At 64.6% G+C, this 13,241-nt stretch carries 14 protein-coding genes; 10 read left to right on the plus strand and 4 right to left on the minus strand.

Going from position 1 to position 13,241, the window contains the following annotated elements:
- Positions 1 to 30: 30 nt before the first annotated feature.
- Genes ACQY4V_RS15810 through ACQY4V_RS15825 form a run of 4 tightly spaced genes read right to left on the minus strand, consistent with a single transcriptional unit; the run spans position 31 to position 2,685 of the window.
- On the minus strand, positions 31 to 1,062 hold the full coding sequence (locus tag ACQY4V_RS15810; protein WP_428513276.1) for a MaoC family dehydratase: 1,032 nt from the start codon (positions 1,060 to 1,062) through the stop codon (positions 31 to 33).
- A 2-nt stretch (positions 1,063 to 1,064) separates the two neighbouring features.
- Entirely contained in the window at positions 1,065 to 1,268 is a 204-nt protein-coding gene (locus ACQY4V_RS15815; RefSeq protein ID WP_222452104.1) for a DUF1737 domain-containing protein, read from the minus strand.
- Between the two features lie 4 nt (positions 1,269 to 1,272).
- On the minus strand, positions 1,273 to 1,818 hold the full coding sequence (locus ACQY4V_RS15820; RefSeq protein WP_428513278.1) for an NnrU family protein: 546 nt from the start codon (positions 1,816 to 1,818) through the stop codon (positions 1,273 to 1,275).
- A gap of 3 nt (positions 1,819 to 1,821) precedes the next feature.
- Positions 1,822 to 2,685: an HpcH/HpaI aldolase/citrate lyase family protein gene (locus ACQY4V_RS15825; protein ID WP_152494043.1), complete on the minus strand. Its 864-nt coding sequence runs from the start codon at positions 2,683 to 2,685 to the stop codon at positions 1,822 to 1,824.
- A 213-nt stretch (positions 2,686 to 2,898) separates the two neighbouring features.
- Here ACQY4V_RS15825 and ACQY4V_RS15830 point away from each other — a divergent pair, with 213 nt between their 5' ends.
- The 10 genes from ACQY4V_RS15830 (at position 2,899) to ACQY4V_RS15875 (ending at position 13,175) form a co-directional block, all read left to right on the plus strand.
- Positions 2,899 to 3,201, plus strand: coding sequence for a hypothetical protein (locus tag ACQY4V_RS15830; RefSeq protein WP_428513282.1), 303 nt, complete (start codon positions 2,899 to 2,901; stop codon positions 3,199 to 3,201).
- A 274-nt stretch (positions 3,202 to 3,475) separates the two neighbouring features.
- Positions 3,476 to 4,438 carry a malate dehydrogenase gene (mdh, locus tag ACQY4V_RS15835; protein WP_152494044.1) on the plus strand — a complete coding sequence of 321 codons (963 nt, stop codon included), beginning with the start codon at positions 3,476 to 3,478 and terminating at the stop codon, positions 4,436 to 4,438.
- Between the two features lie 364 nt (positions 4,439 to 4,802).
- On the plus strand, positions 4,803 to 5,996 hold the full coding sequence (sucC, locus tag ACQY4V_RS15840) for an ADP-forming succinate--CoA ligase subunit beta (RefSeq protein ID WP_428513284.1): 1,194 nt from the start codon (positions 4,803 to 4,805) through the stop codon (positions 5,994 to 5,996).
- Positions 5,997 to 6,056: 60 nt separating this feature from the next.
- Positions 6,057 to 6,938, plus strand: a complete 882-nt coding sequence (sucD, locus tag ACQY4V_RS15845) for a succinate--CoA ligase subunit alpha (RefSeq protein WP_428513286.1) — start codon at positions 6,057 to 6,059, stop codon at positions 6,936 to 6,938.
- Positions 6,935 to 7,291: a hypothetical protein gene (locus ACQY4V_RS15850; protein WP_428513288.1), complete on the plus strand. Its 357-nt coding sequence runs from the start codon at positions 6,935 to 6,937 to the stop codon at positions 7,289 to 7,291. The genes sucD and ACQY4V_RS15850 overlap by 4 nt, the downstream gene beginning before the upstream one ends.
- 31 nt (positions 7,292 to 7,322) lie before the next feature.
- Positions 7,323 to 10,280 (plus strand): 2-oxoglutarate dehydrogenase E1 component, encoded by a 2,958-nt coding sequence (locus ACQY4V_RS15855; RefSeq protein ID WP_428513290.1) that lies wholly within the window; start codon positions 7,323 to 7,325, stop codon positions 10,278 to 10,280.
- A gap of 6 nt (positions 10,281 to 10,286) precedes the next feature.
- Positions 10,287 to 11,894: a 2-oxoglutarate dehydrogenase complex dihydrolipoyllysine-residue succinyltransferase gene (gene odhB / locus ACQY4V_RS15860; RefSeq protein ID WP_428513292.1), complete on the plus strand. Its 1,608-nt coding sequence runs from the start codon at positions 10,287 to 10,289 to the stop codon at positions 11,892 to 11,894.
- Positions 11,895 to 11,898: 4 nt separating this feature from the next.
- A complete protein-coding gene (locus ACQY4V_RS15865; RefSeq protein ID WP_428513294.1) occupies positions 11,899 to 12,273 on the plus strand; it encodes a hypothetical protein in 375 nt (124 codons plus the stop codon).
- 34 nt (positions 12,274 to 12,307) lie between these two features.
- Positions 12,308 to 12,541: a hypothetical protein gene (locus ACQY4V_RS15870; RefSeq protein WP_428513296.1), complete on the plus strand. Its 234-nt coding sequence runs from the start codon at positions 12,308 to 12,310 to the stop codon at positions 12,539 to 12,541.
- An 88-nt stretch (positions 12,542 to 12,629) separates the two neighbouring features.
- Positions 12,630 to 13,175 carry a hypothetical protein gene (locus ACQY4V_RS15875; RefSeq protein WP_428513298.1) on the plus strand — a complete coding sequence of 182 codons (546 nt, stop codon included), beginning with the start codon at positions 12,630 to 12,632 and terminating at the stop codon, positions 13,173 to 13,175.
- The last annotated feature ends 66 nt before the right edge of the window (positions 13,176 to 13,241 follow it).

The following is a 13,241-nucleotide window of genomic DNA, read 5'->3' on the forward strand; positions in this document are numbered from 1 at the left end:
TCTTAACAAACCGGAAACGGCGCCCGGGCCTCAGATCGGCATCAGCGCCCAGTAATCCAGGTCCAGCAGGACATGGGGCAGGTACTTGCCGTCCTCGCCGCGCAGGCCGAACGGCTCGCCGCCCTTGGTCGCCACCAGCCGCAGCCGCAGCGCGCCCACACCCGGCACGGCGGTCTCGGCGCGGTCCAGCACCTCCGACCAGGCCCGCACGGTATCCCCGGCAAAGCAGGGGTTCGCGTGGCTGCCCGCGTTGATCGCCGCGATCATCTGCGCGTTGGCCAGCCCGTTGAAGCTCAGCGCGCGGGCCATCGAGATGACATGCCCGCCATAGATCAGCCGCTTGCCGTCCTCGCGCGGCGTGACGTCGAAATGGGTCTTCGAGGTGTTCTGCCACAGGCGCGTGGCCATCATGTGCTCGGCTTCTTCGATGGTCACGCCGTCCACGTGATCAATCGTCTCGCCCACCTCGTAATCGCCCCAGCGATGCGGCTCGCCGGCCAGCGTCGTGTCATAGTTGGAAAAATCCAGCCCCGCGGGAACGCCCAGGTCCTCGGGGGCCACATGCGACGCGGTCTCGGGCACCACGGGCGTGGGCGCGGGCGAGTCCACGTCCTTCTTCCGCACCATCACCCAGCGCACGAACTGCATCACCGGCAGGTCCTGCTGGTTCAGGCCCGTCGTGCGCACCCAGACGATCCCGGTCTTGCCACTCGATGTCTGCTTGACCCCGATCACCTCGGACTCCGACCGCAGCGTATCCCCGGCATAGACCGGCCGCAGCCACCGCGCCTCGGCATAGCCCAAATTCGCCACAGCGTTCAGCGAGATGTCCGGCACGCTTTTGCCAAAGACGATGTGAAACGCCGCCAGATCGTCGATCGGGCTGGCGGGCAGGCCACAGGCCCGCGCGAATTCGTCCGAGGAATAAAGCGCGTGGCGGGCGGGATAAAGCGCATGGTAAAGCGCCCGCTCGCCCCCCGACACGGTGCGCGGCACGGCGTGACGGATCACGTCGCCGACTTTGTAATCCTCGAAGAACCGCCCCGGGTTGGTCTTGGCCATGCTCAGTGCTCTCCCAGTTTGGTGTCGGGCGTATAGGTGCCCTCGGCCTCTTTCACCACGGCCTGGCCGCAGCGCATCACGCCGTTGGCCGCGTCGAACGCATAGGTCGGGCTGCCATGCAGCTCCCACCCCTTGTTCAGCGCCTCTGTCACCTTGTGGCAAAAGGCCGACGTGTCATCGGCCGAGAGGAATCGATAGAGTTTCATGTCTTCACCCAAAGGCCGGATAGCCCAGCCAGTAATGCACGGCCACGATCAGGCCGTAGACCACGACACTGCCCGCCACCGCGGCGATTTCCTTGGATTTCGGCGCCGGGTCGGGGCGCACCCACTCCGGCTGCGACTTGTTGATCACGATCATCTCGACCACCGCCCAGGCCAGCAGCCCACCAAACAGGACGAAGGACGGCACGTCGCCGTTCACCAGCAGATGCGCCAGCGCCCAGACCTTGACCGCGCCCAGCATCGGGTGCCGCATCCTGCGCGCCAGCGCGGTCTTCATCCCCGAGGCCGCGAACATGTAGACCGACAGCAGCATCAACAGGTTGTTGATCCCCACCGTCATCGGGTGCCGCCCCCAGAAGACCGCGCCATCGGCGGCCTGGTAGCCCTTGGTCATCATCCAGATACTGACCAGCAGCACCACGGCGATCACCGCCTTGCCCGCGTTGCCCATCGCCGCCCTCGGCCCCGGCGCGATCCGTTTGAACAAATGTGCGCCGGTCCACAGCAGCACGCCCGCAATCAGCACTCCCATGATCTACTCCGCCGCCATCTGTGCAATCGCCTCGGCCTTGGCCAGCGTCCGCTGGGCCGCCACGACATGCAGGTTTTCCACGATCTGCCCGTCCACGACGGCAATCCCCTGCCCCTGCTTCTTGCTTTCCTCGTAGGCCTCGATCTGGCGCATGGCCGTGTCGATCTCGTATTGCGTGGGGGCAAAGGCCGTGTTGGCGATGTCGATCTGGTCGGGATGGATCAGCGTCTTGCCGTCGAACCCCAAGTCGCGCCCATGCTCGCATTCCAACTTCAGCCCATCGCCGTCGCGGAACCGGTTATAGACACCATCCAGCGCCACGACACCGCGCGCTGCCCGCGCCGCCATCACGATCATCTGGAGCGACGCCAGCAGCGGCATCCGGTCGGCGCGGAAACGACAGCCCAGTTCCTTGGTCAGGTCGTTGGTGCCCGCCACCAGCCCCGTCACCTGCCGGTGCGCGGCGATCTCGCGCGCGTTGAACACACTGGCGGGCGTTTCCATCATGGTCCAGATCGGGATCTCGGTGCCGATCAGATCCGACAGGTTGTCCACATCCGCATAGGTGTTGACCTTGGGCTGCAGGATCACGTCCGCCCCCGCATCGCCCAGAACGCGGGCATCCTCGAACCCCCATTCCGTCGTCAGCGCGTTGATCCGCACGACCTTCACGCGGTTGCCGTAGCCCCCGTCGCTCAGCGCCTGCGCCAGTGTCGCGCGCGCCTCGGCCTTGGCGTCGGGCGCCACGGCATCCTCCAGGTCAAAGATGATCGCATCGGTGGGCAGGGTGCGCGCCTTGTCCAGCGCCCGTTCCTTGGAGCCGGGAATATAAAGAACGGATCGGTAAGGATGGGTCGAAAGGTCCATGGCGTGCCCCGCTGGCTGGTCGAAATTTTCTTGCGCGGGAATTCGCCATTTTTGGAACGAAAGTTCAAGACCTTTCTCGCCGCGATGCAGAAATGGCCGCGGCGCAAGGGCGTCCGCCGGCCTGCGAACCCTCCGTTAACCATATCTTGATACCCTCATCCGCACGCTCTCGGCACAGATACGGCAGGGACCCAGCTTTGAAAGGGTAAGACGATGAAGACCAAACTGATGATGCTCGCCACGCTTCTGGCCACGGGTCTGTCCGGTCCCGCCATCGCCGCGAGTTGCGCACCGCGCGATACGGTCGTCGACCGGCTCGCCTCCAAGTACGGCGAAACGCGGCAATCCATCGGGCTCGGGCCCAACAACGCGGTGGTCGAGGTGTTCGCCTCCACCACGACCGGCACCTGGACGATCACGGTCACCTCGGCGCACGGCACCACCTGCCTTGTCGCCAGCGGCCAATCGTTCGAGACGCTGGACGAGGCGCTGCCGACCGACGGCGACGACGCCTGATCCGGGCCTCGGCCGGACGCGGGCGGCCCGTCGCCCGCGCGCCAGATTCGCCGCTCTGGCCGCAGCGCGGGCCGTCATGGCGGCGCACTCAACTCGATACATCTCGCGCCTTTCGGGGCGCTCACCCTAAGCACCTGAGATTTCAGTCGCTTTTGACGCCATCGCGGCGTCTTGCCTGGCCGCCGCCGTCGCGCCGCGGCGCAGCACCCTTGAATTGACCCCGGTTTGCGACTACCCCGTAGCGCGAAATCAAACCCACCGGAGATCAATTTCCATGGCCAGACCCAAGATCGCCCTCATCGGCGCCGGACAAATCGGCGGCACGCTTGCGCATCTCGCCGCCATCAAGGAACTGGGCGATGTCGTCCTTTTCGACATTGCCGAAGGCACCCCCGAGGGCAAGGCGCTCGACATCGCCGAATCCGGCCCGGCCGAGGGCTTCGACGCCGCGCTCAAGGGCACGCAGGACTATGCCGACATCGCCGGCGCCGACGTCTGCATCGTCACCGCCGGTGTCCCGCGCAAGCCGGGCATGAGCCGCGACGACCTCCTGGGCATTAACCTCAAGGTCATGAAATCCGTGGGCGAAGGCATCGCCGCCAACGCCCCCGACGCCTTCGTCATCTGCATCACCAACCCGCTCGACGCGATGGTCTGGGCCCTGCAGAAGTTCTCCGGCCTGCCCGCCGAAAAGGTCTGCGGCATGGCCGGCGTGCTCGACAGCGCCCGCTTCCGCCACTTCCTCAGCCTGGAATTCGGCGTCTCGATGAAGGACGTCAGCGCCTTCGTGCTGGGCGGCCACGGCGACACCATGGTGCCGTGCGTGCGCTACTCCACCGTCGCCGGCATCCCCCTGCCCGACCTCGTCGACATGGGCTGGACCACGCAGGAAAAACTCGACGCGATCGTCCAGCGCACCCGTGACGGCGGCGCCGAGATCGTCGGCCTGCTGAAGACCGGCTCGGCCTTCTACGCCCCCGCCACCTCGGCCATCGAAATGGCCGAAGCCTACCTCAAGGATCAGAAACGCGTCCTGCCCTGCGCCGCCCATTGCGACGGCGAGTTCGGGCTGAAAGGCATGTATGTGGGCGTGCCCACCGTGATCGGCGCGGGCGGCATCGAGAAGATCGTCAACATCAAGCTCAACAAGGACGAGCAGGAGATGTTCGACACCTCCGTCAAGGCCGTGAAAGGCCTCGTCGAGGCGTGCAAGGGCATCGACAGCTCGCTCGGTTGACCCCCGGCGCATAGTTCCTACTCCGAACGCGCGGACCGTCCTGGCCCGCGCGTTTTCCTTTGCAGAAGTGTCGCCGGGACGGCCCGTTCAGACCCGTCATTCCGCCGCACGCTTCACGCTGCGTACGCCCCGCACCGGCGGCGTCGCGCTCTTCCCACGCCGACGGCCAGGACGCCCCTCTGCCCGCGCGTGCGCGATTCGTCTTGCATATCAACGCCCTGATTTGTGATCACAGCCTAAAATCGTGTGATCACAAAAGGCGGAAATTCGCCGTAATTCGTGGGGCAGGTGACGAAAGGGGTTAAGTCCCGCTTCATCCTGTGGCTATACCAGAGGCAAACGCACAGAAAGATGGGAACTCTGCATGAACATCCATGAATACCAGGCGAAGGCCTTGCTGCGCTCTTACGGGGCGCCTGTCTCGGACGGGCGTGTCGTGTTGCGCGCGGAGGAGGCGAAGACGGCGGCGGGCGAGCTTGACGGTCCCGTCTGGGTGGTCAAGGCGCAGATCCATGCGGGCGGCCGCGGCAAGGGCAGCTTCAAGGAGGAAGGCGCCGGCGACAAGGGCGGCGTGCGCATCACCAAGTCGGTGTCCGAGGCCGCCGAGGAAGCCAAGAAGATGCTGGGCCGCACGCTGGTGACCAAGCAGACCGGCGACGCCGGCAAGCAGGTGGGCCGCATCTATATCGAGGAAGGCGCGGCCATCGCCAAGGAGTTCTACCTGGCGCTTCTGGTCGACCGGGTGACCTCCCGCGTCAGCTTTGTCGCCTCCACAGAGGGCGGCATGGACATCGAGGAAGTGGCCGAGAAGACGCCCGAGAAGATCCTCAGCCTGAGCGTCGATCCCGCCACCGGCTACCAGCCGTTCCACGGCCGCCGCATCGCCTTCATGCTCGAGCTCGAGGGCGCGGCGGTGAAGCAATGCGTCAAGCTGATGGGCACGCTCTACCAGATGTTCCTCGAGAAAGACATGGAGATGCTGGAGATCAACCCGCTGATCCTGACCGAGGGCGGCGAGCTGAAATGCCTCGACGCCAAGATGGGGTTCGATTCCAACGCCATCTACCGCCACTCGGACATCGCCGAGCTGCGCGACACCACCGAGGAAGACCCCAAGGAGCTGGAGGCGTCGAAGTACGACCTCAACTACATCGCGCTCGACGGCGAGATCGGCTGCATGGTCAACGGCGCGGGCCTCGCCATGGCGACGATGGACATCATCAAGCTCTACGGCGCCGAGCCGGCGAACTTTCTCGACGTGGGCGGCGGGGCCACCAAGGACAAGGTGACCGAGGCGTTCAAGATCATCACCTCCGACCCGCAGGTGAAGGGCATCCTGGTCAACATCTTCGGCGGCATCATGCGCTGCGACGTGATCGCCGAGGGCGTGGTCGCCGCCGTGAAAGAGGTCGGGCTGCAAGTCCCGCTGGTGGTCCGGCTCGAAGGCACCAACGTGGAGAAGGGCAAGGAGATCATCAACAACAGCGATGTTGACGTGATCGCCGCCGACGACCTCAAGGACGGCGCGCAGAAGATCGTCAAGGCCGTCAAAGGCTGAGCCTCGTAGGGTGGGTTTTTAACCCACCTTTCCCAAGATTGAATTAAGGAGAACGCCACAATGGCCGTCCTCGTCGACAAGAACACCAAAGTCATCTGCCAGGGCCTGACCGGCTCGCAAGGCACCTTCCACACCGAACAGGCCATCGCCTATGGCACCCAGATGGTCGGGGGCGTCACCCCCGGCAAGGGCGGCCAGACGCATCTCGACCTGCCGGTCTTCAACTCGGTCCACGAGGCGATGCACGAGACCGGCGCCAACGCCTCGGTCATCTACGTGCCGCCGCCCTTCGCCGCGGACTCGATCCTCGAAGCCATCGACGCCGAGATCCCGCTGATCGTCTGCATCACCGAAGGCATCCCTGTGCTGGACATGATGCGCGTCAAGCGCGCGCTCGAGGGCAGCACATCCACCCTCATCGGCCCCAACTGCCCCGGCATCATCACGCCCGACGCCTGCAAGATTGGTATCATGCCCGGCCATATCCACAAGCGCGGCTCGGTCGGCGTGGTCTCCCGCTCCGGCACGCTGACATACGAGGCCGTGAAGCAGACGTCGGATGTGGGCCTCGGCCAGTCGACCTGCGTGGGCATCGGCGGCGACCCGATCAAGGGCACCGAGCATATCGACGTGCTGGAATGGTTCCTGGCCGATGACGAGACGGAATCCATCATCATGATCGGCGAGATCGGCGGTTCGGCCGAGGAGGACGCCGCGCAGTTCCTCAAGGACGAGGCCAAGCGCGGCCGCTCCAAGCCCTGCGCGGGCTTCATCGCCGGCCGCACCGCGCCTCCGGGCCGCCGCATGGGCCACGCCGGCGCCATCGTCGCCGGCGGCAAGGGCGGCGCCGACGACAAGATCGAAGCGATGAAATCCGCCGGCATCACCGTCGCCGAATCCCCCGCCGGACTGGGCGAAGCCGTGCTGAAGGCGATAGGATGATAGAGCTCCGCCATATCCTATTGGCAGGTCTTGGACTTGCCGCATCCGCTGTGTTGGCGGACAGCGATGCCGAGTTAGAGACGCGCCAAAGAGAGTATCATCGGCTTTCAGGGATGAAAGGCGACGCGGTCCTGTCCATTCAGCAAAAGGGCTTTTCGGCAGGCTCCGAGAAGTTCTGGATTTACTACTTCGAAAACCGTGTGACGGAGCAACAAATTTCAGAGGCTCCAAGTATTTTGTGTCGCGAGATGATGAACGCAAAAGTCCGGAATTCAGAACATCAAGCTGTCTCAGAGAGACTTCAAAAAGGCCAACCGCAGCTGCGCAAGCTTTTTGTAAAATGTGACGCCTGAGATCAAACAGTAGCCGATATTGGAGCCTGAGATGACCGACCAATCCCCCAACGACCAGTTCCACGCCTCCAGCTTCATGCAGGGGCACAACGCGGAGTATCTCGAACAGCTTTACGCGCGATACGCCAACGACCCCAATGCGGTCGACGAGGCCTGGCAGGCCTTCTTCCGGGAACTGGGCGACGGGGACACGGACGTCAAGAAAGAGGCCGCCGGGCCAAGCTGGGCGCGCCCCGACTGGCCGCCGCAGCCCGCAGACGACCTCACCAGCGCGCTGACCGGCGACTACCCGACCGAGGTCGAGGCGCGTCAGGCCGGCGACAAGATCAAGTCGAAGGCCGCCGAGAAAGGCGTCGAGGTCTCGGACGATGCCGTGAAACGCGCCGTGCTCGATTCCGTCCGCGCCCTCATGCTGATCCGCGCCTACCGCATCCGCGGGCATCTGGCGGCCGATCTCGACCCGCTGGGCCTGCGCGAAAGCCCCGACCGCCCTGAGCTCGACCCGAAATCCTACGGCTTCACCGATGCCGACATGGACCGGCCCATCTTCATCGACAACGTGCTGGGCCTGCAGGTCGCCTCGATCCGCGAGATCCTCGAAATCGTCAAGCGCACCTATTGCGGCACCTTCGCCCTGCAATACATGCACATCTCCGACCCCGAGGAGAGCGCCTGGCTGAAGGAACGCATCGAGGGGTACGACAAGGAAATCACCTTTACCCGCGAGGGCCGCAAGGCGATCCTGAACAAGCTGGTCGAGGCCGAGGGCTTCGAGAAATACCTGCATGTGAAATACATGGGCACCAAGCGCTTTGGCCTTGACGGGGGCGAGGCGGTGATCCCGGCGATGGAACAGATCATCAAGCGCGGCGGTCAACTGGGCCTGAAGGAGATCGTCATCGGCATGCCTCACCGGGGCCGCCTCAGCGTGCTGGCCAACGTCATGGGCAAGCCCTACCGCGCCATCTTCAACGAGTTCCAGGGCGGGTCGTTCAAGCCCGAGGACGTGGACGGCTCGGGCGACGTGAAATACCACCTCGGCGCCTCCTCGGACCGCGAATTCGACGGCAATACCGTGCACCTTTCCCTCACCGCGAACCCAAGCCACCTCGAGGCGGTGAACCCCGTGGTGCTGGGCAAGTGCCGCGCCAAGCAGGACCAGCTGGCCGACAAGGAACGCACCGCCGTCATGCCGCTCCTGCTGCATGGCGACGCGGCCTTTGCGGGCCAAGGCGTCGTGGCGGAATGCTTCGGCCTCTCGGGGCTCAAGGGCCACAAGACCGGCGGCACCATGCACCTCGTCGTGAACAACCAGATCGGGTTCACCACCGCGCCGCACTTCTCGCGCTCCTCGCCCTATCCCACGGATATCGCCCTGATGGTCGAGGCGCCCATTTTCCACGTCAACGGCGACGACCCCGAGGCGGTCGTGCACGCCGCCAAGGTCGCCACCGAGTTCCGCCAGAAGTTCCGCAAGGACGTCGTGATCGACATCATCTGCTACCGCCGCTTCGGTCACAACGAAGGCGACGAGCCGATGTTCACCAACCCGATCATGTACAAGAAGATCAAGTCGCAGAAGACCACGCTCTCGCTCTACACCGAGCGGCTGGTCAAGGACGGCCTCATCCCCGAGGGCGAGATCGACGACATGAAGGCCGCGTTCCAGTCCTATCTCGCCGACGAGTTCGAGGCGGGCAAGGAATACCGCCCGAACAAGGCCGACTGGCTGGATGGCAAGTGGTCCCACCTCGACAGCAAGGACGAGGATTACCAGCGCGGCGAAACCGCCATCAAGAAAAAGACCCTGGCCGAGATCGGCCGCGCCCTGACCACCCCGCCCGAGGGCACGCCGCTGCACAAGACCGTGTCGCGCCTGCTGGAGACGAAGGCCAAGATGTTCGAGACCGGCGAGGGCTTCGACTGGGCCACCGCCGAGGCGATCGCGTTCGGCTCGCTCCTGACCGAAGGCTACCGCGTGCGGCTGGCCGGGCAGGACAGCACCCGCGGCACGTTCAGCCAGCGGCATTCCGGCCTCGTCGACCAGGACTCGGAAGAGCGCTACTACCCGCTCAACCACATCCGCGAAGGCCAGGCGCAATACGAGGTCATCGACTCGATGCTCTCCGAGTACGCCGTCCTGGGCTTCGAGTATGGCTACACCTTGTCCGAGCCCAACGCGCTGACCCTGTGGGAAGCGCAGTTCGGCGATTTCGCCAACGGCGCCCAGATCATGTTCGACCAGTTCATCTCTTCCGGCGAATCGAAATGGCTGCGCATGTCGGGCCTCGTCTGCCTTCTGCCCCACGGCTACGAGGGCCAGGGCCCCGAGCACTCCTCCGCGCGGCTCGAACGCTTCCTGCAGATGTGCGGACAGGACAACTGGATCGTCGCCAACTGCTCGACCCCGGCGAACTATTTCCACATCCTGCGCCGGCAGTTGCACCGCACCTACCGCAAGCCGCTCATCCTGATGACGCCGAAATCGCTTCTGCGTCACAAGATGTGCATCTCCAAGGCCGAGGAGTTCACCTCGGGCAGCAGCTTCCACCGGGTTCTGTGGGACGATGCCGAATACGGCAATTCCGAGCTCAAGCTGAAATCGGACGACAAGATCAAGCGCGTCGTCATGTGCTCGGGCAAGGTCTATTTCGACCTTCTGGAAGAACGCGACAACCGCGGCCTGGACGATGTCTACCTGATGCGCGTCGAACAGTTCTACCCGTTCCCGGCCATCTCGATGGTCAAGGAGCTCGAGCGCTTCAAGAAGGCCGAGATGGTCTGGTGCCAGGAAGAGCCCAAGAACCAGGGCGCCTGGAGCTTCATCGAGCCCAACATCGAATGGGTGCTGCAACGCATCAAGGCCAAGCACACCCGGCCCGTCTATGTCGGGCGGCAGGCCTCCGCCTCGCCCGCAACGGGCCTCGCAAGCCAACACAAGGCCCAACAAGAAGCGCTGGTCGATTCCGCGCTGACGATCGAAGGATAACACGTAATGACCACCGAAGTACGCGTGCCCACGCTGGGCGAATCCGTGACCGAAGCCACCGTCGCCACCTGGTTCAAGAAGGCCGGCGACACGGTTGAGGCCGACGAGATGCTGTGCGAACTGGAAACCGACAAGGTCACCGTCGAGGTCCCCTCGCCCGCCGCCGGCAAACTGGCCGAGATCGTGGCGCAGGAAGGCGAGACCGTGGGCGTCGACGCCCTGCTGGCCACCCTGTCCGAAGGTGACAGCGGATCCGACAGCGCGCCCAAGAAGGCCGAGAAGAAGGAAGAGAAGAAACCCGAGCCCGCGCCCGCCAAGTCCGGCGGCGACAGTGGCGACAAGGACGGCGGCTCGGGCGGCGGCGGCAATATCGACGTGATGGTGCCCACGCTGGGAGAATCCGTGTCAGAGGCCACCGTCTCGACCTGGTTCAAGAAGGTCGGCGACAATGTCAGCCAGGACGAAATGCTGTGCGAGCTGGAAACCGACAAGGTGTCGGTCGAGGTCCCCTCGCCCGCCGCGGGCACCCTGACCGAAATCCTCGCGAACGAAGGCGACACCGTCCAGGCCAATGGCAAGCTCGCCGTCCTGTCGGGTGCCGCCGACGGCGCCGTGGAACCGGCTGAGCGCCCCGACAGCAACGCGATCCCGGCGGAAGGCGATGAGCCGGCCACCGCCAATGGCGGGCAATATACCGCCCCGCCTCCGGGCCGCGATATCGAGGACGCGCCCTCGGCGAAAAAGGCGATGGCCGAAAAGGGCCTCAGCAGCGATCAGGTGCAGGGCTCGGGCCGCGACGGCCGCGTGATGAAAGAGGACGTCGCCAAGGCCACCGCAGCCGCCGCCAGCGCCGCGCCCGCCGCCTCGTCGGCCCCCGCACAGGCGCCCCGCGCGCCCGTCTCGGCCGAGGATGCCAGCCGCGAGGAACGGGTCAAGATGACCCGCCTGCGCCAGACCATCGCCCGCCGCCTCAAGGACAGCCAGAACACCGCCGCCATGCTCACCACCTATAACGAGGTGGACATGACCGAGGTGATGGCGCTCCGGAACGAGTACAAGGACGAGTTTCAGAAGAAGCATGGCGTGAAACTGGGCTTCATGTCCTTCTTCACCAAGGCCTGCTGCCACGCGCTGAAAGAGGTTCCCGAGGTCAACGCCGAGATCGACGGCACCGATATCGTCTACAAGAACTTCGTGCATATGGGCATCGCCACCGGCACGCCCACCGGCCTCGTGGTCCCCGTGATCCGCGACGCCGACTCGATGGGCTTTGCCGATATCGAGAAAGCCATCGCCGAAAAAGGCGCCCGCGCCCGTGACGGCAAGCTCTCCATGGCCGAAATGCAGGGCGGCACCTTCACCATCTCCAACGGCGGCGTCTACGGCTCGCTGATGTCCTCACCCATCCTCAACCCGCCGCAATCGGGTATCCTGGGGATGCACAAGATCCAGCTGCGCCCGATGGTGGTGAACGGCGAGATCAAGGCCCGCCCCATGATGTACCTCGCCCTCAGCTACGACCACCGCATCGTCGACGGCAAGGGTGCGGTGACCTTCCTCGTCCGCGTGAAGGACGCGCTGGAAGATCCGCGGCGGTTGTTGATGGATTTGTGAAGCAATGGATCTTGTCAGCGGACTTACAGCTGCGAGACTGGCAATCGATTTGGCGAAAGATCTTCGCGAAATCGATAAGTCGGTTGATGAAGCGACCTTTAAGCTAAAACTAGCTGACTTGACCTCGGCACTCGCAGATACCCAAGTTGCGCTTTCAGATGCGAAACTGAGGATATCCGAACTTGAAGAAGCACTGAAAAATCGGTTTTCCGGCGACCTTTGTCCAAAGTGCAAAGAAGGCCGTCTGCAAGTCGTCAGTGTTGAGGCTGCGGGTTACGGACAAAACGAGTGGCACTACAGTGTATGTGACAGTGAGACGTGCGATTATTCAAACAACAGGTGGTTCGACACGGCCTCCAATAAATATGAGGCTTACTAGAAAGCGCGCTTGCGATAACAACTAGGACACACGCATGACCACCCAACTCCTCCTCCGCTACGACAGCTTCGACCAGGGCACCCACGACTCCCACGCCGAGGACCGGGCCAATGCCGGTCTCACCCAGCTTCAGATGTGGCGCGAGGGCACGGGCACCCGCTGGATCCTCCTCGGCGTCAATGACGTGGCCCGTGCCAAGGCCTGGGTCGACAAGGAAACAGGCCTCGGCCACGGCCCCTCCGCCCATCACATGCTGGAGACGGCATGAGCCAAGAGCGACCCGCCCCGGCCCCCGAGCCGGGGCCTCTCGACCAAACAGACGTCTCCCCGGGTCAGGCCCGGGACGCGGCCCACGGATGACCCAAGCCGCCGGATACGCCCGCGCCGTCGCCGCACGCCGCGCGTTCCGCCTGCCCGGCTACCCGACGCTGGCCGAGGAAGGCTTCGACGGCGAGTATGTCTCGCCCATCCAGATGACCTCCGGTTCCCTCACCGGCCCCATGCTGGTGTCGAAAGACTGGCTCGACGCCCCCTCCGTCCGCCGCCACCGTGCGGAACTCAGCCGCCAGGGCTACCTCTCCAACAACCCGTTCAACCGCGTGATCGACAAGGTGCTGGCGCTGCTGAACCTCACCCGCCCCGACATCTACATCACCCCGGTCTTTCACCTTCTCACGCCGCAGCGCTCCTCCACCATCCCCCCGGCCCATGCCCGCGCTAGTTGGGAGGCCATCGGCCAGTTTGAGCGCCTCGGCCGCCGCCCCGTCGCGCTCGGCCACGATGCCGCCCGCGTGCTGAAACACTTCAACGTGCCGCACATTCGCGCGCCGCACCCTTCGGCCCGCACCGGCACTTTTGACGCCAAGGCCCAGGCCATAGCAGAGGCGATTCAAGCCGCATGACCCCCGCCCCCCTCGCACGCCCCGCAACAAGGAGGTCCTGGGTCAGGCCCGGGACGCGTGATCGCG

The sequence above is a fragment of the Roseovarius sp. genome (genome assembly GCF_965277045.1).
Classification (GTDB): domain Bacteria; phylum Pseudomonadota; class Alphaproteobacteria; order Rhodobacterales; family Rhodobacteraceae; genus Roseovarius.